Below are 17,932 nucleotides of genomic sequence, written 5' to 3'. Positions count from 1 at the left end.
GGAAAACTTCGAAAGGGATGCAGCGCGGTCAGCCGGACCGGACGGGAACTCAGCGGAAGCCGGTGTCATGAGGTGCCTCCGATGATCGAGCCGATGCGGATCGAATGCGTCTCGGGAATCTCGCTGTGGCCGAGCACCCGCAGGCGGGGGGCGGCGCGCTTGAGCAGGCGGGCCATCGGCGCTCGGATCAGGTCGGGCACCAGCAGGCAGGCCGGGTGGCCCAAATCTTCCTGGCGCTTGGCGGACTCGGCGGCGCTGCGAGCCAGGGTATCGGCCACCCCGGGGTCGAGGGCGGCGCCGTGTGGCGAATTGAGGGCCTGGGTGACGATGCGCTCGAGCTCGGGCTCGAGGGCGATGACGTCGAGCTCCTGCACCGGGCCGTAGATCTGCTGGACGATGGACGGGGCCAGCGAGATGCGGATGCGGCGGGCCAGTTCGGCCGGGTCGCTCACCACCGAGGCGTGCTCGGCCAGGCATTCGATGATGGAGCGCATGTCGCGGATGTGCACGCCCTCTTCCAGCAGTAGCTGCAGAACCTTCTGCAGGGCCGGAATGGCGACCATCTTCGGAACCACGTCTTCGATCATCTTGGGTGCCAACTTCGTCACGTGCTCAACCAGTTGCTGGGTCTCGACGCGTCCCAGGAGGCGGGCCGCGTTCACTTGCATCAAGTGTGAAAGATGCGTGGCCACGACGGTCGAGCAATCAACAACCGTAAATCCGTTCATTTGGGCTGATTCGCGCTGGCGCTCCTCGATCCAGACGGCGGGCAAGCCGAATGCCGGGTCGGTGGTCTTGGTACCGATCAGGTTGGTGGTGGCACCGCCCGGGTTGATGGCCAGCAGCATGCCCGGGAAGGCCTCGCCCTCGCCCACGACCGCGCCACGCAGGGTCAGGCGGTACATGCTGGGCTTGAGCTCCAGGTTGTCGCGGATGTGCACGGGCGGCGGCAGGAAGCCGACGTCCTGGGCGAACTTGCGGCGCACGCCCTTGATGCGCTGCAGCAGGTCGCCCTGGCGGGCCTTGTCGACGAGGGCGATCAGCCGGTAGCCGACCTCCAGGCCCAGGGTGTCCACCGGCAGCAGGTCGTCCCAGCTCGCTTCGGCATTCGGTTCGGCCGACGGCTGCGAGGCCCGCGGCGGCGGCTCGGCCGCACGGCGCTTGTTGCGTTCCTTCATCCACCAGGCACCGTAGCCCAGGCCGCCGGCAATCGCCAGGAAGACGACATGGGGCATGCCCGGGATGACGCCCAGCAGGCCGATCACGCCAGCGGTGATGCCCAGCACCCGCGGGGAGTTGAACACCTGGGCGGAAATCTGGGTGCCGACGTCCTCGTCCTTGCCGACGCGGGACACCACGAGCGCGGCGGCCACGGAGATCAGCAGCGCCGGGACCTGGGCCACGAGCGCATCGCCGATGGCCAGCAGGATGTAGCTGTTGGCGGCCTGGGCGGCCGACAGGTCGTGCTGCACCACGCCGATGATGAAGCCGCCGATGATGTTGATGAAGAGGATCAGCAGGCCGGCCATGGCGTCGCCGCGCACGAACTTGCTGGCACCGTCCATGGAGCCGAAGAACTCGGCCTCGTCACCCACCTCGGCGCGGCGGCGCTTGGCCTCGCGCTCGTCGATCAGGCCGGCGTTCAGGTCGGCGTCGATCGCCATCTGCTTGCCGGGCATGGCGTCCAGCGTGAAGCGCGCGCCGACTTCGGCGATTCGCTCGGCGCCCTTGGTCACCACCACGAAGTTGATGACCACGAGGATGGCGAAGACGATCAGGCCGACGGCGAAGTTGCCGCCGATCAGGAAATGGCCGAAGGATTCGATCACCTTGCCGGCCGCGCCCGTGCCGGTGTGGCCTTCGAGCAGCACCACGCGGGTCGAGGCGATGTTGAGCGACAGGCGCAGCAGCGTCGTCAACAGGATCACCATCGGGAAGGCGGAGAAATCAAGCGGGCGGACCATGTACGCCGCCACCATCATGACCATCAACGCGATGGCGATGTTGAAGGTGAAGAGCAGGTCGAGGGCGAAGGCCGGCAGCGGCAGCACCATCATCGCCAGCAGCAGGATGATGAAGATGGGCGCCAGCAGCGCCTTGATGGCCGTGGCGTGGGGCCCGAGCAGGGCCTGCAGTTTCGCGATCAGTGCGTTCATCGATCAGTCCCCTGGGGGCCAGCCGGTTTGTGATGGGGGTCGAGCTCGACCGGAACATTCAGCTCCGGCAACACGCCCGGCATGGCCATGCGGCCTGCCATGGCGGCGCGCAGCTGGTAGACGTAGGCCAGCACCTGGGCCACGGCCGAGAACAGGGCGGCCGGGATTTCGCGATCGACCTCGGCGTGGGCGTACAGCGCGCGCGCCAGGACCGGGGCCTGCAGCACGGGCACCTGGGCCTCGCGTGCGGTGTCGCGGATCTTCATGGCCATCAGGTCGGCGCCCTTGGCGACCACGCGGGGAGCACCCATCGCACCTTCGTCGTACTTGAGCGCCACGGCGTAGTGGGTCGGGTTCATCACCACCAGGTCGGCGCTCGGCACGGCAGCGATCATCCGGCGGTTGGCCATCTCGCGCATGCGGGCGCGCACCTTGGCCTTGACCTCCTGGTTGCCCTCGATGTCCTTGTGCTCCTGCTTCACTTCCTGGTGGCTCATCTTGAGCTTGTTCAGGTGCAGGTGCTTCTGCAGCGGCACGTCGATGGCGGCGAACAGGGCCAGCGCCAGCAGCAGGAGCAGCAGACCGCCCAGGATCACGTTGCCGGCATGGGAGAGCGCGCCCGGCAGCGGCATGGAGAGCGCCCCGCCGAAGGCATTCACGTTGGCCCGCAGGTACATGGCGCCAATGCCGCCGAGGATCAGCGCCAGCAGCGACGCCTTGAGGGCATCGATCATCTGCTGCTTGGAAAAAACGCGGCCGATGCCCGACAGGGGGTTGAGCTTGCCGAAGTTGGGCGCCATCGGCTTGAAGGTCCAGACCCAGCCCCCGATGGCCATGCTGGCGCCCAGGGCGACCAGCATCATCAGGGCGCCCATGGGCAGCACGACGACCAGCATCTTGAGGGTGAGTTCGCCCAGGCGCTCGCCCATGAAGCCGGTGTTCTGTACCGAAGCGGCATTGAAGCGCAGTGCCTGGGCCAGCATGTCCATCAGCCAGCCCGACAGGGTGGGCGCCGCCGCCACGATCACGCCGCCGCCCGCCGCGATGGCGGCAAGGTGGCCGAAGTCACGCGAGCGGGCAATCTGCCCGTCTTCACGGGCCTTCTGCAGCTTGCGTGCTGAGGCGGGTAAGTTCTTGTCTTGGTCGGACATGGCGGATGGAGGAACGGCTACCGGATTGTTTCAAGCGGTGCCGGAAACTTGAGCGGGATCAGAGGGGGAAAGGCCGGGCAATTCGGCCCGTTGCCGGAGGCGCCGTCCGCGTCACGGGGGCACGGGGCGTGATGCAGTTCACGTGTGGTTCACAGCCGCCCGCGGCGCTGCCAGAATGCCGCGCATGACCACCGCCCCCACCCTGCCCCGCCGGTTCGGCGTCGCCGCCAGCAAACTCCACCGCGAGGCGGCCGACCGCGGGCTGCTGGTCTGGGCCGACGCCTGCGGCCCGGCGGTGCGCCGCATGGGCATGCGGCTGCACACCGTCGGAAGGTCCCATGCGGCGCTGGTCGCCTCGGCCGCGCTGGGTGACTGGGAAGGCCTCGTGGCCTATCCCTCGGGCAAGGACGGCGGGCTGATGCGCCTCGTCTCCCACGTGGCCGGCGGCGCCTATGAGGGCCAGGCGCTCGACGGCATCATCTACCTCATCGACCCGGTCGATCCCTCCACGCTGTACCCGGAGGCGCTGGCGCTCAAGCGCCAATGCGTCACCCACCAGAAGCCCTTCGTGTCGACGGTGGCCGGCGCCATCGAATGGATGGCCGTGGAAAGCGTCCATGCGGGAACGGCCGACGCCGCCGCCCGCACGCTGCTGGACGTGTCGCGGCGCCACCTGGCGCTCATCGCCCACGACGCGCTGAAGGCGCAGATGGTCGACTTCTGCAGCCGCCACTTCGACCTGCTCAGCCGCGCGCCGAGCCGGGTGGCCACCGGCACCACCGGCCAGCGGCTCAACGAGATGGCGTGGTCGCGCGGCTGGCCGGCCGGCACGCCCTGGGTGCAGCGCTACCTGAGCGGCCCGCTGGGCGGTGATGCCCAGATCGCCGAGCGGGTGCTCGACCTGCGCTGCGACAAGGTCATCTTCTTCGAGGACCCGCACGTCGCCCGCCAGCACGAGGCCGACATCCAGCTGCTCGAACGCGCCGTCTGCACCGTCACCCGCCACGCCAGCTGCGCGAACTCGCCGGCGATGGCCGAGCGCTGGGCGCAGGCGGTCACGCGCGCGGCGGGCTGACGCCCGCCGGTTGGTGTCAGCCCCAGCGGGGGCTGAGCGCCTTGCGGTACACCGATTGGCCGCCGATGTCGCGCAGGTCGACCGCCAGCTCGCCGGTGCGGCCGTCGATGTTCACCTCGCCGAAGAACTGCATGCCGGCGTAGGGAGACAGGTTCGACCGGCCTGCCGGTGGCGCCTTGACGAAGGCCAGCTGCGGACCGAAGGTGTTCTCCAGCGTGTTCGGACCGAAGGTCCCGGCATTGAGCGGCCCGGCGACAAATTCCCAGAAGGGATCGAAGTCGCCATAGGCGGCCTTGTTCGGGTCGTAGTAGTGGGCCGCGCAGTAGTGCACGTCAGCCGTCAGCCAGACGGTGTTGCGGATGTGGCGGCGCTGGATGAAGGTGAGCAACTCGGCAATCTCGAGCTCACGGCCGCGCGGCGCGCCGCCCTCCCCGTTGGCGATGCCTTCCCACCGGGCCTGCCCCTGGGCATCGCGGCCGTCCGGCACGCCGACGCCCACCGGCAGGTCGGAGGCCAGCACCTTCCACACCGCACGCGACTGCGACAGGCTGCGCTTGAGCCAGTCGAGTTGCTCGCGCCCGAGGATGGCGCTGGCGGCATCGGCCTGCGTCTGCAGGTTGCTGGAGTTGGGGCCCCGGTAGGAGCGCATGTCGAGCATGAAGACGTCGAGCAGCGGACCGTGGCTCACCTTGCGGTACACCCGTTGCGCCTCGCGGGCGTCGAACGGACGCATCGGGGCGTATTCCAGGAAGGCGCGGGTGCCGCGGGCGGTGAGCAGCGGCACCCGCTTCTCGGTGTAGCGGCTGTCGGCCGACAGGTCCTTGGCATCGGACCAGTTGTTGGTGATCTCGTGGTCATCCCACTGCCACAGCTGCGGCACCTCGGCGTTGAAGCGGCGGAGGTTGTCGTCGAGCAGGTTGTAGCGGTAGCGGCCGCGGTATTCGTCGAGCGTCTCCGCCACCTTGCTCACTTCGGGCGTCACGAGGTTGGTCCACAGGCGCCCGTCCTCGGCCGTGACGGAGGCGCTGATGGGGCCGTCGGCGTAGATGGTGTCACCGCTGTGGATGAAGAAGTGCGGCCGGCGCTGGCGCATCGCCTCGTAGATGCGCATGCCGCCGAAGCCGGGGTTGATGCCCCAGCCCTGGCCGGCGGTGTCGCCACCCCAGACGAAGCGGACGTCGCGCGCCTGCGGTCGGTGTCGCCAGCCGCCGTGCCCGTCGTCTCGGGCCGAGGGCGCCACGATGAACCGCCCGAGCACCGGCTCGCTCACGGCGCGGGCGTTGTCCAGCGATTCGAAGCTCACCCGCACGAAGACCTCCCGGCCTTCGGGCAGCTCGACCAGATCCTGGCGGGCGGTGAAGTCGGTCACTTCGAGGGCGTGCGGGCCCACCACCCGGCGGGCATTGGTGAAGCGTTCATCCAGCGCGTACTCGACCACCATGCGGGCCGGCCGGTCGCTGCGCGACCACACCATCACCGCGCCGTCGTGAGGGTCGCCGAACTGCAGGCCCTGGGCGGCCACCGGCCGCACCGCATCGGAGACGATGAGGCCTGGCGCCTGCTGCGCCGCGGCCCAGGAGGGCAGCACCAGTGCCCCGGTGGCGGCGGCGGTGCCGTGCAGGAATCGGCGGCGGGTGCTGGGAATGTCATCGGCGTGGGACATGGCGGGCTCCGTGGGGTGGCTGGCGGGAATGACGCTGCACCTTAGGAAGCCCGCATGACGTCGCCATGAAACCCCTGCGCCACAGCCCGCTGTTACCCATTCGCTGCGCGGCCTTCACAGAATGACCGCAAGGGTCCGCACGGTGCGGGCTGCGAGCCGAGGAGATGACGATGGGCAAGAAAATCCTGATGCTGGTCGGCGACTACGCCGAGGACTACGAGACCATGGTGCCCTACCAGGCGCTGCTGGCCGTGGGCCATGAGGTGCACGCGGTGTGTCCCGACAAGAAGGCCGGCGACTTCGTGATGACGGCCATCCACGACTTCGAGGGCCAGCAGACCTATTCCGAGAAGCCCGGTCACCGCTTCGTGCTGAACGCGACCTTCGCCGACGCCCGCCCCGAAGACTACGACGCGCTGCTCATTCCCGGCGGCCGTGCCCCGGAGTACCTGCGCATGAACAAGCAGGTGCTGTCCGTCGTGCAGCACTTCGCCCGCGCCGACAAGCCCATCGCCGCGGTATGCCACGGCGCGCAACTGCTGGCCGCAGCGGGCGTCATCCGCGGCAAGCGGGTGTCGGCCTACCCGGCCTGCGCGGCCGAGGTGGAACTCGCGGGTGCGACCTACGCCGACATCCCGGTGGACCAGGCCGTCACCGACGGCAAGCTGGTCACGGCCCCGGCCTGGCCCGCGCACCCGGCCTGGATTGCGCAGTTCCTCGCGGCGCTGGGCACGAGGATCACGCACTGACCGGCCCGACCGGCACCGCTCAGATCGCCGCGCACGCCTCGGGAGGCGCCAGCTTGTCGAGCAACGCGCGTGCGAGGTAGCCTTCGGGCACCCCGTCGATGAGGAACACCGCGCCCCGGGCATTGCGTGCACGCAGCGGGATGAGGCGCTCGTAGGCCGGCGAGGCGTACCACCGGCGCGCCTCGTCGATGGAGGGAAACGCGATGATGATGCAATCGCTGTCCATCGCGCCCTCCTTCACCTCGGCCCGGCAACCGTGCACCAGGAACCGCCCGCCAAAGGGCGGCAGGGTGGCGTCGATGCCGCGGATGTAGGCGACGATCTCCGCATTGAACTCGACGTCGTTCAGCAGGGCGATGGCATAGGCGGGCATGGCGTTCTCCGAGTCAGGGCTCAATGAATGCCGGAACGACGGTTCGAAGGGCGGGGGCTCCCCACCCACGTCGTGTCCGGCACGACAGACGACCCCGGAAGGTTAAGAGCGCCGTCGCACCCGGTCCATGACCTGCCAGGTCATGGCGCCAGCAACGGTGCCGACGCCTGCGCGGCGGCTGCCCAGCGGCTGCCGGCCACCCTGGTCGGGACGCGGATTTGCCGCCCCGGAGCGGCATGGCTGACAGCCGCGGTCTCGCACATGCACTAAGGTATCGACCTGCCCCTGCGGGCCCACACTCCTGACGGAGACCCTGATGTGCGAGATCTTCATCAGTGCCAGCCCTGAGAGCTATGCGTCCCGAACGCGGTCGGTGCGGCTGCACGGCGTCGTGACGAGCCTGCGGCTGGAGAACCTGTTCTGGGACGTGCTGGCCGAGATCGGCGCGCGCGACGGCATGACGGTGACCCAGCTGATCGAGCGGCTGCACGACGAGCTGGTCCGCTCCCGAGGTGAAGTCGGCAACTTCGCTTCCTTCCTGCGGGTGAGCGCACTGCGCTACATGGCACTGCAGGCGCACCGGCGCATCCCCACCGACGTGACGGTGCCGATACGTTCGCTGAACCCCAGGGAGGTCCTGGACGAGCTGCCTCTGGGACGCCTGCGCGACGGCGCGACGGCGTGAACCGCGCCCGCGGGCGGCCGGACGGCGGACCGGCCGCCCCCCTGAAACATGCTGTTACCAAATCCGTGGTGGATCCTGTCGATCCGCGCCCGGCTCGTTCGACGTCCATTCAGAGGCACGCGTTGTGCGGCCTCCTCAACCCTCAGGAGAACAGCATGCGTTACATGGTGATCGTCAAGGCGAACAAGGACACGGAAGCGGGCGTCATGCCGACGGAGCAGGAGCTCACCCGCATGGGTGCGTACAACGAGGAGCTCGTGAAGGCGGGCGTGATGCTCGCCGGCGAAGGCCTGCACCCGAGTTCCAAGGGCGCCCGGGTGCGCTTCGAGGGCACGAAGCGAACCGTCATCGACGGCCCGTTCAGCGAGTCGAAGGAACTGATCGCCGGCTACTGGCTGTGGCAGGTTCGATCGCATGAGGAAGCGATCGAGTGGCTCAAGCGCGCGCCCTTCGACCACGGCGAGGAAGTCGAGCTGCGTCGTGTCTTCGAGATGGAGGATTTCGGTGCCGAGATGACGCCGGAGCTGCGCGAGCAGGAAGACCGCCTGCGGGCCGAGGTCGATGCGCGCACGGCCGACGCGCAGTGAAGGAGCGTGCCATGCAAGCCACCCTTTCGGATTCGGCTCGTCCCGTGCGCCCCGGGTTGACGGCGCGGCGCACGGGCCAGGTGCTCAGCGCGCTGGTGGTGCTGTTCCTGCTCTTTGACGCTGCCATCAAGGTCATCGGGCTGGACGTGGTGCGCGAGACGTCGGTGCAGCTGGGCCTGAACCCCGCGCACAGCTTCGGCCTGGGGGTCATGACACTCGCCATCGCCTTGCTCTATGCGTGGCCACGCACCGCGGTGCTGGGCGCCATCCTGCTCACCGGGCTGCTCGGCGGGGCCATCGCCACACAGCTCCGCGTGGGCAACCCGGTCTTCACGCACCTGCTGTTCGGCGTCTACCTCGGCCTGCTGGCGTGGGGCGGGCTCTACCTCCGCGACGACCGGCTTCGGGCACTGCTGCCGATGCGCCGTTGATCGGCGTTGATCTATCCTTGCAGCCCCACGTCAACCGGGACTGCAACGGATGAGATTCGTGATCCTTCGTCATGCCGAGGCCGGCGGGCCCGCCGGCCCGCTGCCTGCCCTGCGCCCCGCCCCGGGCATCGCCATCCAGGAAGAAGTGACCTTGGCCCCCGAGGAAGCGGCGGTGCGCATCGTCCTCAGCGAGGACGGCCTCCATCGGTCCGCCGGATCCATCCTGCGCTCGGGCCCCGGCCTCGCCGGACTGGCGCTCATCGAAGCGCCCTCTCGCGACGCCGCATTGGCCTGGCTCGGCGCCCAACCGGATGGCAATGCCTTCGAGCTCCGCGAAACCGGGTGCGCCAACGGCCTCGCCGGCGTCGAACCGGGCCAGCCTGCCACCCAGCCGCGCTTCCTCGTGCTCGTGCGTGCGGACGCCGACACCGAAGCGGAACGCGCGCCTCCGGCGGAACGGCTCCAGCGCATGGGCGCATGCAACGACGAGGCGGTGCGTTCAGGTCGATTGCTCGCCGCCGATGGCCTGCGCTCGACGGCACGCGGCAGCCGCGTCTCCGTGCATCGCGGCCAGGCGCGGGTGATCGACGGCCCTTTCGCCGAAGCGAAGGAACTGATCGCGGGCTTCTGGCTGCTGCAAGCCGGGTCCCTGGAAGACGTCGTCGACTGGGTCCGCACCTACCCCTATGCGCAAACCCGGCCGGAAGTGGAAATCCGGCCGGTGGCGTGAAGCGCCTGCTGCCATGACGGCGACCGACGCACACCGCACCATCAATGCCGTCTGGCGCATCGAGTCGGCCAAGGTGATCGGCGCGCTCGCGCGCATGACGCGCGACGTCGGCGTGGCCGAGGAACTCGCCCAGGACGCCCTTGTCGCCGCCCTCGAGCAGTGGCCCGGCGAGGGCATCCCCGACAACCCCGCAGCCTGGCTGATGGCCACTGCCAAGCACCGTGCGCTCGATCACCTGCGCAGGCGCCGGCTGCATGCGGCCAAGGAGGGTGAGATCAGTCGCGAGATCGACGCACAGCATGCGATGCGAAGCGCCGAACTGGCCGAACGCCTGGACGACGCGCTCGACGACGACGTCGGTGACGACGTGCTGCGGCTCGTGTTCACCGCCTGTCACCCCGTCCTGGCTTCGGAAGCCCGCGTGACCCTGACCTTGCGCATGCTGGGCGGCCTCACCACGGACGAGATCGCCCGCTCCTTCCTCATGACCGAGGCCGCCACCGCCCAGCGCATCGTGCGAGCGAAGCGAACACTGGCGGCCGCCGGCGTGCCGTTCGAGGCGCCTCGCGGGCACGAATTGCCGGCACGGCTGTCGTCGGTGCTGGAAGTGGTGTACCTGATCTTCAACGAAGGCTACGCCGCAACGGCCGGACAGGACTGGATGCGGCCGGGCCTGTGCGACGAGGCGCTGCGCCTCGGCCGGATCCTTGCGGGGCTGATGCCGCAGGCGCCGGAAGTGCACGGCCTGCTCGCCCTGATGGAGCTCCAGGCGTCCCGCGCTGCAGCGCGGATCGACGAGCACGGCGAACCGGTGCTCTTGCTGGCCCAGAACCGCGCCCGGTGGGACCACGTGCTGATCCACCGAGGCCTCGCCTCGCTGGCGCAGGCAGAGCGGTTGGGAGGCGCGCAAGGGCCGTATGCCCTCCAGGCGGCCATCGCCGCGTGCCACGCCCGCGCACCGACCGCCGAGGCAACGGACTGGTCCGAGATCGCACGCCTCTACGCCATCTTGGCAGAGGTGACGCCGTCACCGGTCATCGAACTGAATCGCGCCGTTGCCGACACCATGGCCTACGGCCCGGCCGCAGGGCTTGCCCGCGTGGACGCGTTGCGCGACGAGCCGGCATTGAAGGACTATCACCTGCTGCCCAGCGTGCGCGGAGACTTCCTTGCCCGCCTGGGCCGGGCCCAGGAGGCGGCCGAGGAGTTCAGGCGCGCCGCGGGACTGACACGCAACGAACGGGAGCGCAAGCTGCTGCTCGCCCGGGCGCTTCACTGTGCAACGCGGCAGCAGACGCCGTGAGCCAGCCCCCCCTGCGCTGAACCGGACGACGGTCGTCAGGCGGCTTGCACCTGCGCCTGGCCGTGCGGCTGTGCCGAGGGTTGCTGCTGGGCTTGTGCCCGCGGCCGACGCAACGTGATGATGCAGATCCAGGCGTGCAAGCCGAGACCGGGAAAGCGGGAGATGAGGAAGTCGTCGAAGCGGAGCATCGACTCGTAGGCCCGGCCGAAGAACGGCGTCTTGCGCAGCGCCACCGTGAGCAACGTGAACAGGTAGAAGTGCTTGACCTCGACGACGTCGAAGTACTTGCGCATCAGGTCGAAGTCCCGCTTCACCAACGGATGCTCGTCGGCGGTCCGAAGCTTGGGCGTCATGCGGCGGAACAGGTTGATGGCCGGGTTGTGGCCCAAGGGCTCGGAGAACACGCAGGCGCCCTCAGGCTTGGTGATGCGCGCGAGCTCCGATAGGCAGCGGTCGAGGTCGAGGTGGTGAAGAATGCCGCTGCCGGCCACCAGGTCAAAGGTACCGGCAGGGAAGTTGGTGTTCTCGGCGTCCTGCACCGAGTACTCCGCCGTCAGCCCGTGCGCCTCGGCATCCGCCTGCGCCTTGATGATGGCTTCGCGGCTGATGTCGATCCCGTACAGGTTGCAGCCGAGCCGCTTGTAGAAGCGAAAGTCACCTCCGGTGCCGCAGCCATACTCGAGGAAATTGCGACCGGCGCCGAGGCGCTCGGTGACGATGCGCTTGAACAGGTCTGACGACGCCGCGGTGACGGAGTAGTACTTCGCCAGCACATTGCGCGGATCCTGGTCCTGCGCGAAACGGGCGTCATGAAACTCCCGTTCGCGTTCTTTCGCATCGTTCATCCGAACCCCTTCCCGATCCTGTCCTTGCCCCGTGATCGGGGCCGAATCCCATGTTAGCGGTTGCCCAGGGCCGCGCATCCCCCTCGAATGAGCGAAGGCGGCGTCGTGGAAGTGGCGCGTGGGGTTGCCTGACGTGCGCGTCCGGGCCCGGGGACCCACGCCCCCGGGAGGCCGTTCCCGGTGACGAGCCACGCCCTCCGGGGAAACCCTGACTCCTCAAATCGATCGTGGCCGCCCGCCGTGGCCGGCCCGCGATGCCGACGGCACGCCGCGCGTGGCCAGCCCGGCATGCGCCGTCGATGACGCGCGCGGCCTTGGCCAGGGCGCGCCGTCACCGTCGCAGGAACTCCGGCAGCCACCGGGACTCCCACGGGGTCGCCGTCCCCGTGCCGGCCCGATCCCTTGCAGGAGTTCCTCAATGAAGTGTCCGGTTTGTCCCGAATCCACCCTTCTCATGTCCGATCGACAGGGCGTCGAGATCGACTACTGCCCCAGCTGCCGAGGCGTGTGGCTCGACCGCGGCGAACTCGACAAGCTCATCCAGCTGTCCGCGGGGCAGCAGGCTCCGGTCGCACCCCAACGCACGGCCATGCCCCCTGGTGGCCGCCGGGACTTCGAGGACTCGGACTTCCGCAAGCACCAGAGCGGCTACCGCAAGAAGTCTTGGCTGAGCGACATCTTTGACTGAGGCTGGCCCCCCCAGTCGTTTCATTCCTGCCTCCACGGGTCGCCCGGGAAACCCGGGCTCGCGGGTGGCTTGATGGGCGCCTCGCTTTGCGCTCCCTGGTGCAGGGCGCGTGTCTGATGCGAGCGTTGTCTCGGCGGCACGGCCGCGCCGGGTCTCGGCCCGGCAGCCGAACTACTTTCTGCCGCGCCAGAAGGTCACCAAAGAGCGCTTGAACACCAGCTTCAGCTTATTCGTATCGTTGGTAATGTGAAGGTCTTTCGCTCGGTGAACGCCGAGGACCGGAGCACGCCAGGACCTCTCTCCAAGTCTGCTTGATCAGAAGCGCTTGCGTTCAGGCGCTCACGCGTCAACACCACTCCGCGCCGCGCAAGCGGCCATCATGCCAAGGCCGTGCCTCTAAGCCCGGCAAGCGCAGCGAAGCGTCCCTCAAGCCACCCGCGAGCCCGGGTCTCCCGGGCGACCCGGGGCGCCCCTCGGGGGCAGGAGCGCCAGCGACTGGGGGGCCAACATTCCAGCCGGGCGACCCGGGGCGCCCCTCGGGGGCAGGAGCGCCAGCGACTCGGGGGCCAACCATCAATGCGCCTGGTCCCAGTTCGGACCCACGCCCACTTCAGCAAGCAGCGGCACCTTCAGCGCGGCGACATCGGCCATCAGGCGGGGAATCTCCACCTTGGCCCAATCGAGCTCGTCTTCCGGAACAACGAGCACCAGCTCGTCGTGCACCTGCATCACCATCTGGGTCGCCAGGCCCTGGGTGTCGAGGTTGCGCTGCACGGCGATCATGGCGAGCTTGATGAGGTCGGCGGCCGTGCCTTGCATGGGCGCGTTGATGGCGGCACGCTCGGCGCCGGCGCGGCGCGGGCCGTTGGGGCTGTTGATCTCGGGCAGCCACAGGCGGCGGCCGAAGACCGTTTCCACATAGCCGCGTTCCTTGGCCGACGCGCGGGTCTCGTCCATGTAGCGCTTCACACCGGGATAGCGGGCGAAGTAGCGGTCGATGTAGGCCGTGGCCGCCGCACGCTCGATGCCCAGGTTGCTCGCGAGGCCGAAGGCGCTCATGCCGTAGATGAGGCCGAAGTTGATGACCTTGGCGTAGCGGCGCTGCTCGCTCGAGACGGCTGACGGCTCGACGCCGAAGATCTCCGCCGCGGTGGCGCGGTGCACGTCCATGCCTTCAGCAAAAGCGCGCAGCAGGTTCGCGTCGTCGCTGATGTGCGCCATGATGCGCAGCTCGATCTGCGAGTAGTCCGCACTGAGGATGAAGTGGCCGGGCGGCGCGATGAACGCCTCGCGCACGCGGCGGCCCTCGGCGGTGCGGATCGGGATGTTCTGCAGGTTCGGCTCGTTGCTCGACAGCCGGCCGGTCACGGCCACCGCCTGCGCGTAGTTGGTGTGCACCCGGCCGGTGGCCGGGTTGACCATCAACGGCAGCTTGTCGGTATAGGTGCCCTTGAGCTTGGCGAGGCTGCGGTGCTCCAGCAGCTTGGCGGGCAAGGGGTAGTCCTCGGCCAGCTTGGCGAGCACCTCCTCATCGGTGCTCGGCGCGCCGCTGACCGTCTTCTTCACGATGGGCAGGCCCAGCTTGTTGAACAGGATCTCCCCGATCTGCTTGGGCGAGCCCATGTTGAACGGCTGGCCGGCCAGTTCGTGGGCCTCGCGCTCGAGCGTCATCATGCGTTCGCCGAGCTGCTGGCTCTGTGCGGCAAGCACCGCCGGATCGATGAGCACGCCATTGCGCTCGATGCGCTGCAGCACGCCGCTGACCGGCATCTCGATCTGCTCGTAGACGTAGCGCAGCTTCGGCTCGGCTTCCAGGCGGGGCCACAAGGTCTGGTGCACCTGCAAGGCCATCTCGCTGTCTTCGCCGGAGTACAGCGTCGCGCGCTCGAGGTCGACCTGGGCGAACGGAATCTGGTTCGCGCCCTTGCCGCAGACATCCTCGTAGCTGAGGCCCGCCCGGCCGAGGTGTCGTGCCCCCAGGCTCTCCAGGCTGTGCGGCTTGTGCGCTTCGAGCACGTAGCTCTGCAGCAGGGTGTCGTGCCGGAAGCCGGCACCGCGGATGCCATGGCTTTCGAGGACCTGCAGGTCGTACTTGATGTTCTGCCCGACCTTGGGCGCATCGGGATTCTCGAGCCAGGGCTTCAGGCGCGCCAGCGCTTCGTCCATCGGCAACTGCTCGGGCACGCCGGCGTAGTCATGGCGCAGCGGCAGGTAGGCCGCCACGCCCGGTTCGACACTGAACGAGATGCCGACGATGCGGGCGCGCATCGGGTCGAGTGAATCGGTCTCGGTGTCGACGGCGGCCAGCGGGGCGGCCTGCAGGCGCTCGATCCAGCCGTCGAGGGCGGCGAAGTCGAGCAAGGTCTCGTAGCGCTTGTCGAGCGCGGGCGCCTCGGGCACGGGCGGGTCGGCGAAGAGGTCGCCCGACACCGGCACGGTCGGCGCACCGGTGCGGGCAAGCGATGCTTCCAGGTCCTTCAGCAGGCTCTTGAAGCCGTAGCGCCGGTAGAACGCCAGCAGGCCGTCGTTGTCGACCGGCCCGAGCGCCAGCGAATCGAACGCGGGCCAATCGTTCACGTGCCCCGCCAGGTCACAGTCGGTCACGACCGTGATGAGGCGGCGTCCCTGAGGCAGCCAGTCGAGCGCGCGGCGAAGGTTCTCGCCCGCCACGCCCTTCATGCCGGCCGCAGCGGCCATGACGCCTTCCAGCGACCCGTGCTCGGCGATCCACTTGGCCGCCGTCTTGGGCCCGACCTTCTCGACCCCTGGCACGTTGTCCACCGTGTCGCCGATGAGCGTCAGGTAGTCAATGATGCGGTCCGGCGGCACGCCGAATTTCGCGGTGACGCCTGCCACGTCGAGCAACTCGTTGCTCATGGTGTTGATCAGCGTCACACGCTCGTCCACCAGCTGCGCCATGTCCTTGTCGCCCGTGGAGATGATGACGCGATGGCCCTTCTTCGAGGCGGCGCACGACAGCGTGCCGATCGCGTCGTCGGCCTCGATGCCCGGCACCGTCAGCACCGGCCATCCGAGCAGGCGCACCACTTCGTGGATGGGTTCGATCTGCCGGGCCAGGTCATCCGGCATCGGCGGGCGATGCGCCTTGTACTCGGCATACCAGGCGTTGCGGAAGGTGTCTCCCTTGGCGTCGAACACACAGGCACCGAGGTGCGCCGGATACTGCTCGCGCAGCCGCTTCATCATGGCCACCATGCCGTGCAGCGCACCGGTGGGGAAGCCGTCGGGGCTGCGCAGGTCCGGCAGGGCGTGGTAGGCGCGGTACAGGTAGCTGGACCCGTCGACAAGCAGCAGCAGGCCGGGCTCGGCCAGGTTCGGTACAGGGTTTTCGACGTTCATCCGGCGATTGTCGGGGAAGCCGGCAGGGCTGCCTACAATGGAGGGCATGAAGCGCCTTGTCCCCCTTGTTGCCGCCCTGCTGCTGTGCGCCGGCTCCGCCCGGGCGGCCGACCCGGCCGTTGCCGCTCCCGACGCCCCGGCCGAGAAGCCGGAACCGGTGGTGGAGGTCCTGACCGTCGAGGACGAAGGCGCCCGCATCGACGAACTGCGCGTGCGCGGCGAGCCGCAACGCGTGACCGTGCGCACCAAGGGACCCCTCAAGAGCCACTACGAGATCGCCGTGCCACGGCGCGGGGGCAACGGGGCGGTGGCGGGCCAGCGCGTCTGGCACGTGCTGTCGTTCTGACATGGCCGTCTTCACCGAAGTGCCGTTGGCGGCGGCGGCCTCGCTGATCGACCGCCTGGGCATCGGCACGCTGACCGACCTGAAGGGCGTGTCCTCCGGCATCGAGAACACCAACTACTTCGCCGACACCACCCAGGGCCGTTTCGTGCTCACGCTGTTCGAGCGCCTGACGGCCGAGCAACTGCCGTTCTACCTGCACCTGATGAAGCACCTGGCCAGTCGTGGCATTCCGGTGCCCGACCCGCAGGCCGACGGCCATGGCGAGATCCTGCACAGCCTGTGCGGCAAGCCGGCCTCGGTGGTCAACCGGCTGGCCGGCAGCCACGAACTGGCGCCGGACGCGACGCACTGCGAGCGCGTGGGTGGCATGCTGGCCCGCATGCATCTGGCCGGCGGAGACTATCCGCGCTTCCAGCCCAACCTGCGCGGGCTCGAGTGGTGGGGCGAAACCGTTCCCGTCGTCGTGCCCTTCCTGACGCCGGAGCAAGCCGAGCTGATCCAGGCGGAACTCGCCTTCCAGCAGCACCTGGCCACCACGCCGGCCTACGCGGCCCTGCCGCGCGGCCCGGTGCACGCCGACCTCTTCCGCGACAACGTCATGTTCGACGGGCACCGGCTCACCGGCTTCTTCGACTTCTACTTCGCCGGCGTCGACACCTTCCTGTTCGACATCGCAGTGTGCCTGAACGACTGGTGCATCGACCTCGAGAGCGGCCGCCTGGTCGAGGAGCGCGCCACTGCCTTCGTGGCGGCCTACGACCGGGAGCGCCCGCTGTCGAGCAGCGAGCGGCGCCTGATGCCCGCCTTGCTGCGGGCCGGCGCCCTGCGCTTCTGGGTGTCCCGCCTCTGGGACTTCCACCTTCCGCGCGACGCCACCATGCTCAAGGCCCACGACCCCGGGCACTTCGAGCGCGTGCTGCGCCAGCGCATCGACAACCCCTGGCACCCTGGATTGAGCAGCTGACCCCATGTCCGTCGAGATGAAGCTGCAGCAGGTGCCCGCCCGCCGGGGTGCCGTGTGGGTGCGCCAGGGGTTCCGGGTCTTCGCCTTGCGCCCGGTCGCCTTTTCCTTCCTGTTGGCCACGTTCCTGTTCGGCATGGTGCTGCTGCTGGCCGTGCCGCTGCTGGGCCCGCTGTTGCTGATGGGCAGCCTGCCGCTGGTGTCACTGGTGTTCATGCTGGCGGCCCAGGTGGCCCTGCGCGGCCAGACACCGACGCCGACCCTCTTTGCCGTGCCCTTCCGCACCGGCCGACCGCGCACGATGGCCATGCTCCAGCTCGGCGCCATGTACGCCCTCGGGTCGGTGGCGATCGTCGTGCTGAGCCACTGGGTCGATGGCGGCCGCTTCGCGCAGCTCCAGGACCTGATCCGCATCGACACCCCGGAGGCGCGTGCACAGGTCGACACGCTCCTGAAGGACCCCGCACTGCAGGCCGGGGTGGTGCTGCGGTTCACCCTTGCAGGTCTGCTGAGCCTGCCGTTCTGGCACGCGCCGGCGCTGGTGCACTGGGCCGGCCACTCCGCGGCCAAGTCGATCTTCTTCAGCACGGTGGCGGTCTGGCGCAACAAGGCGGCCTTCGTGGTGTACGGCCTGACCTGCATGGGCGCGCTGCTCGCCTTCGGCATGGCCGCCTCGCTGCTGCTCGCGGCGATCGGGCAACCCGACTGGGCCGGGCTGATCGTCATGCCGGCCGGCCTGTTGTTCGCCACCGTCTTCTACGCGTCGCTCTTCTTCACCTTCATCGACAGCTTCGAAGCGTCGATCCCCCTGCCCCCGGAGACCTGAACC

17 protein-coding genes are annotated in these 17,932 nt (G+C 68.9%); 11 read left to right on the top strand and 6 right to left on the bottom strand.

Features of this window, described 5'->3' with window-relative positions:
* Window positions 1-65: 65 nt before the first annotated feature.
* Window positions 66-2,156, bottom strand: coding sequence for a flagellar biosynthesis protein FlhA (flhA, locus tag ACSQ2F_RS02775; RefSeq protein WP_436019535.1), 2,091 nt, complete (start codon window positions 2,154-2,156; stop codon window positions 66-68).
* A complete protein-coding gene (gene flhB / locus ACSQ2F_RS02770) occupies window positions 2,153-3,307 on the bottom strand; it encodes a flagellar biosynthesis protein FlhB (protein ID WP_436019533.1) in 1,155 nt (384 codons plus the stop codon). The genes flhA and flhB overlap by 4 nt, the downstream gene beginning before the upstream one ends.
* 184 nt (window positions 3,308-3,491) lie before the next feature.
* On the opposite strand from flhB, the gene ACSQ2F_RS02765 reads away from it, so the two are divergent.
* Complete coding sequence (locus ACSQ2F_RS02765) at window positions 3,492-4,382, top strand: methylglyoxal synthase (RefSeq protein ID WP_436019531.1); 891 nt, start codon at window positions 3,492-3,494, stop codon at window positions 4,380-4,382.
* A 16-nt stretch (window positions 4,383-4,398) separates the two neighbouring features.
* Here ACSQ2F_RS02765 and ACSQ2F_RS02760 read toward each other — a convergent pair whose 3' ends face one another.
* Complete coding sequence (locus ACSQ2F_RS02760; RefSeq protein ID WP_436019529.1) at window positions 4,399-6,045, bottom strand: alkaline phosphatase D family protein; 1,647 nt, start codon at window positions 6,043-6,045, stop codon at window positions 4,399-4,401.
* Window positions 6,046-6,215: 170 nt separating this feature from the next.
* Between ACSQ2F_RS02760 and ACSQ2F_RS02755 the strand changes: the two genes are divergently transcribed.
* Entirely contained in the window at window positions 6,216-6,794 is a 579-nt protein-coding gene (locus tag ACSQ2F_RS02755) for a DJ-1/PfpI family protein (RefSeq protein ID WP_436019527.1), read from the top strand.
* A gap of 19 nt (window positions 6,795-6,813) precedes the next feature.
* On the opposite strand, the gene ACSQ2F_RS02750 is transcribed toward ACSQ2F_RS02755, so the two are convergent.
* Window positions 6,814-7,167: a DUF1330 domain-containing protein gene (locus tag ACSQ2F_RS02750; RefSeq protein ID WP_436019525.1), complete on the bottom strand. Its 354-nt coding sequence runs from the start codon at window positions 7,165-7,167 to the stop codon at window positions 6,814-6,816.
* A 316-nt stretch (window positions 7,168-7,483) separates the two neighbouring features.
* Between ACSQ2F_RS02750 and ACSQ2F_RS02745 the strand changes: the two genes are divergently transcribed.
* From ACSQ2F_RS02745 to ACSQ2F_RS02725, 5 genes are all read left to right on the top strand, one after another.
* A complete protein-coding gene (locus tag ACSQ2F_RS02745; protein WP_436019523.1) occupies window positions 7,484-7,852 on the top strand; it encodes a ribbon-helix-helix domain-containing protein in 369 nt (122 codons plus the stop codon).
* Between the two features lie 155 nt (window positions 7,853-8,007).
* Complete coding sequence (locus ACSQ2F_RS02740; RefSeq protein WP_436019521.1) at window positions 8,008-8,439, top strand: YciI family protein; 432 nt, start codon at window positions 8,008-8,010, stop codon at window positions 8,437-8,439.
* Between the two features lie 11 nt (window positions 8,440-8,450).
* Complete coding sequence (locus ACSQ2F_RS02735) at window positions 8,451-8,870, top strand: DoxX family protein (protein ID WP_436019519.1); 420 nt, start codon at window positions 8,451-8,453, stop codon at window positions 8,868-8,870.
* Between the two features lie 49 nt (window positions 8,871-8,919).
* Window positions 8,920-9,600 carry a YciI family protein gene (locus tag ACSQ2F_RS02730; protein ID WP_436019517.1) on the top strand — a complete coding sequence of 227 codons (681 nt, stop codon included), beginning with the start codon at window positions 8,920-8,922 and terminating at the stop codon, window positions 9,598-9,600.
* Between the two features lie 13 nt (window positions 9,601-9,613).
* A complete protein-coding gene (locus ACSQ2F_RS02725; RefSeq protein ID WP_436019515.1) occupies window positions 9,614-10,903 on the top strand; it encodes an RNA polymerase sigma factor in 1,290 nt (429 codons plus the stop codon).
* A gap of 35 nt (window positions 10,904-10,938) precedes the next feature.
* Here the strand turns inward: ACSQ2F_RS02725 and ACSQ2F_RS02720 are convergent, their stop codons facing one another.
* Window positions 10,939-11,748 (bottom strand): class I SAM-dependent methyltransferase, encoded by an 810-nt coding sequence (locus tag ACSQ2F_RS02720; protein ID WP_436019513.1) that lies wholly within the window; start codon window positions 11,746-11,748, stop codon window positions 10,939-10,941.
* A gap of 418 nt (window positions 11,749-12,166) precedes the next feature.
* On the opposite strand from ACSQ2F_RS02720, the gene ACSQ2F_RS02715 reads away from it, so the two are divergent.
* Window positions 12,167-12,436 carry a zf-TFIIB domain-containing protein gene (locus ACSQ2F_RS02715; RefSeq protein ID WP_436019511.1) on the top strand — a complete coding sequence of 90 codons (270 nt, stop codon included), beginning with the start codon at window positions 12,167-12,169 and terminating at the stop codon, window positions 12,434-12,436.
* 573 nt (window positions 12,437-13,009) lie between these two features.
* On the opposite strand, the gene polA is transcribed toward ACSQ2F_RS02715, so the two are convergent.
* Window positions 13,010-15,796, bottom strand: a complete 2,787-nt coding sequence (gene polA / locus ACSQ2F_RS02710) for a DNA polymerase I (protein ID WP_436019509.1) — start codon at window positions 15,794-15,796, stop codon at window positions 13,010-13,012.
* 46 nt (window positions 15,797-15,842) lie between these two features.
* Here polA and ACSQ2F_RS02705 point away from each other — a divergent pair, with 46 nt between their 5' ends.
* Genes ACSQ2F_RS02705 through ACSQ2F_RS02695 form a run of 3 tightly spaced genes read left to right on the top strand, consistent with a single transcriptional unit; the run spans window position 15,843 to window position 17,929 of the window.
* Window positions 15,843-16,142, top strand: a complete 300-nt coding sequence (locus ACSQ2F_RS02705) for a hypothetical protein (RefSeq protein ID WP_436019508.1) — start codon at window positions 15,843-15,845, stop codon at window positions 16,140-16,142.
* Window position 16,143: 1 nt separating this feature from the next.
* Entirely contained in the window at window positions 16,144-17,106 is a 963-nt protein-coding gene (locus ACSQ2F_RS02700) for a homoserine kinase (protein ID WP_436019507.1), read from the top strand.
* 4 nt (window positions 17,107-17,110) lie between these two features.
* On the top strand, window positions 17,111-17,929 hold the full coding sequence (locus ACSQ2F_RS02695) for a BPSS1780 family membrane protein (protein ID WP_436019506.1): 819 nt from the start codon (window positions 17,111-17,113) through the stop codon (window positions 17,927-17,929).
* The last annotated feature ends 3 nt before the right edge of the window (window positions 17,930-17,932 follow it).

This window comes from Rhizobacter sp. LjRoot28 (assembly GCF_964253025.1).
Taxonomy (GTDB): Bacteria; Pseudomonadota; Gammaproteobacteria; order Burkholderiales; family Burkholderiaceae_C; genus Rhizobacter.
The sequence above is the reverse complement of the archived record's forward strand: the minus strand, read 5'-3'. Positions and strand labels throughout refer to the sequence as shown.

What these genes read in the sequence shown, in the direction of transcription:
- ACSQ2F_RS02720 (WP_436019513.1), bottom strand. Translation starts at nt 11,748, where the DNA reads ATGAACGATGCGAAAGAACGCGAACGGGAGTTTCATGACGCCCGTTTC.
- ACSQ2F_RS02705 (WP_436019508.1), top strand. Translation starts at nt 15,843, where the DNA reads ATGAAGCGCCTTGTCCCCCTTGTTGCCGCCCTGCTGCTGTGCGCCGGC.
- ACSQ2F_RS02760 (WP_436019529.1), bottom strand. Translation starts at nt 6,045, where the DNA reads ATGTCCCACGCCGATGACATTCCCAGCACCCGCCGCCGATTCCTGCAC.
- ACSQ2F_RS02755 (WP_436019527.1), top strand. Translation starts at nt 6,216, where the DNA reads ATGGGCAAGAAAATCCTGATGCTGGTCGGCGACTACGCCGAGGACTAC.
- flhB (WP_436019533.1), bottom strand. Translation starts at nt 3,307, where the DNA reads ATGTCCGACCAAGACAAGAACTTACCCGCCTCAGCACGCAAGCTGCAG.
- ACSQ2F_RS02695 (WP_436019506.1), top strand. Translation starts at nt 17,111, where the DNA reads ATGTCCGTCGAGATGAAGCTGCAGCAGGTGCCCGCCCGCCGGGGTGCC.
- ACSQ2F_RS02725 (WP_436019515.1), top strand. Translation starts at nt 9,614, where the DNA reads ATGACGGCGACCGACGCACACCGCACCATCAATGCCGTCTGGCGCATC.
- ACSQ2F_RS02735 (WP_436019519.1), top strand. Translation starts at nt 8,451, where the DNA reads ATGCAAGCCACCCTTTCGGATTCGGCTCGTCCCGTGCGCCCCGGGTTG.
- polA (WP_436019509.1), bottom strand. Translation starts at nt 15,796, where the DNA reads ATGAACGTCGAAAACCCTGTACCGAACCTGGCCGAGCCCGGCCTGCTG.
- ACSQ2F_RS02745 (WP_436019523.1), top strand. Translation starts at nt 7,484, where the DNA reads ATGTGCGAGATCTTCATCAGTGCCAGCCCTGAGAGCTATGCGTCCCGA.
- ACSQ2F_RS02740 (WP_436019521.1), top strand. Translation starts at nt 8,008, where the DNA reads ATGCGTTACATGGTGATCGTCAAGGCGAACAAGGACACGGAAGCGGGC.
- ACSQ2F_RS02715 (WP_436019511.1), top strand. Translation starts at nt 12,167, where the DNA reads ATGAAGTGTCCGGTTTGTCCCGAATCCACCCTTCTCATGTCCGATCGA.
- ACSQ2F_RS02700 (WP_436019507.1), top strand. Translation starts at nt 16,144, where the DNA reads ATGGCCGTCTTCACCGAAGTGCCGTTGGCGGCGGCGGCCTCGCTGATC.
- ACSQ2F_RS02750 (WP_436019525.1), bottom strand. Translation starts at nt 7,167, where the DNA reads ATGCCCGCCTATGCCATCGCCCTGCTGAACGACGTCGAGTTCAATGCG.
- flhA (WP_436019535.1), bottom strand. Translation starts at nt 2,156, where the DNA reads ATGAACGCACTGATCGCGAAACTGCAGGCCCTGCTCGGGCCCCACGCC.
- ACSQ2F_RS02730 (WP_436019517.1), top strand. Translation starts at nt 8,920, where the DNA reads ATGAGATTCGTGATCCTTCGTCATGCCGAGGCCGGCGGGCCCGCCGGC.
- ACSQ2F_RS02765 (WP_436019531.1), top strand. Translation starts at nt 3,492, where the DNA reads ATGACCACCGCCCCCACCCTGCCCCGCCGGTTCGGCGTCGCCGCCAGC.